This window comes from Mycoplana dimorpha (genome assembly GCF_003046475.1).
Lineage (GTDB): Bacteria > Pseudomonadota > Alphaproteobacteria > Rhizobiales > Rhizobiaceae > Mycoplana > Mycoplana dimorpha.
This window is the reverse complement of sequence record NZ_PZZZ01000021.1, coordinates 1-1,306: the sequence shown is the minus strand read 5'-3', so window position 1 is coordinate 1,306 and position 1,306 is coordinate 1. Positions and strand designations below refer to the sequence as shown.

At 61.6% G+C, this 1,306-nt stretch carries 1 protein-coding gene; it reads left to right on the top strand.

Features of this window, described 5'->3' with window-relative positions; all coding sequences use genetic code 11:
- Nucleotides 1-1,293 (top strand): IS66 family transposase (gene tnpC, locus C7449_RS21475; protein ID WP_245414480.1); only part of this gene is annotated, 1,293 nt, incomplete at its 5' end.
- Between the last annotated feature and the right edge of the window lie 13 nt (nucleotides 1,294-1,306).

Sequence of the window (1,306 nt, the reverse complement as noted above, 5' to 3'; positions counted from 1 at the left end):
TCGCAGGTCGCCAAGCGGCGCACGAACCGGGGTTCGCTGCCAGCCCATCTGCCGCGCATCGAGGTCGTGGTCGATATCGATGACCATGCCTGTCCTTGCTGCCGCCATAACCTGCATCGGATCGGCGAGGATGTCAGCGAGAAGCTGGACATTGTGCCCGCCCAGTTCCGCGTTCTGGTGGTGCGTCGTCCCAAGTATGCCTGCCGGTCCTGCGAGGAGGTCGTGGTCCAGGCTCCGGCCCCGGCAAGGCTGATCGAGGGCGGCATTCCGACAGAGGCAACCGTCGCCCAGGTTCTGGTCTCTAAATATGCCGATCACCTGCCGCTGTACCGCCAGGCGCAAATCTACAAGCGTCAGGGCATCGATCTTGATCGTTCGACGCTCGCCGACTGGGTCGGTCGTGCTGCCTGGCATCTGCGGCCTGTTCATCAGCGGCTGCTCGATCATTTGAAGTCGTCGTCCAAGCTCTTCGCCGACGAGACGACAGCCCCGGTGCTCGATCCGGGACGTGGCAAAACCAAGACCGGCCAGCTTTGGGCTTATGCACGAGATGACCGGCCGTGGCAGGGCGATGACCCGCCCGGTGTCGCCTATGTCTATGCGCCAGATCGCAAAGGCGAACGACCGATGGCCCATCTCGACGGCTTCGTCGGCATCCTGCAGGTCGACGGCTACAGTGGATATCGCCCGCTCGCGGCAAAGAACACCGTGTCGCTGGCCTTCTGCTGGTCCCACGTTCGACGCCGCTTCTATGAGCTGGCTGCCGCCGGTCCCGCACCCATCGCCAGCGAGGCGCTCAAACGCATCGCCGAACTTTACAGTATCGAAGACGAGATACGTGGCCGGAGCCACGAGGATCGTCGTGTCGCCCGTCAGGAAAAAAGTCGTCCGATTACCGACAGCCTTGCACCCTGGCTGCGTGAACAACTCGGCTATATCAGCCTGAAGACCAAGCTCGCCGAAGCCATCCGCTATGCCTTGTCACGCTGGGACGGCTTGACCCGCTTCATCGACGATGGCCGGATCGAGATCGACTCCAACACCGTCGAACGATCCATCAGGCCAATTGCGCTCAATCGCAAGAATGCGCTATTTGCCGGTTCCGACGCCGGGGCCGAACACTGGGCAACCATCGCATCGTTGATCGAGACCGCCAAACTCAACGATGTCGAGCCGCTGGCCTATCTCTCAGACATCCTCACCAGGATCGTCAACGGCCATTCAAATAGCCAGATCGATGACCTGCTGCCATGGGCCTACGCCGCAAAGCCCGAACTCAAAGCCGTGGCCTGAAAACACCGCTTAC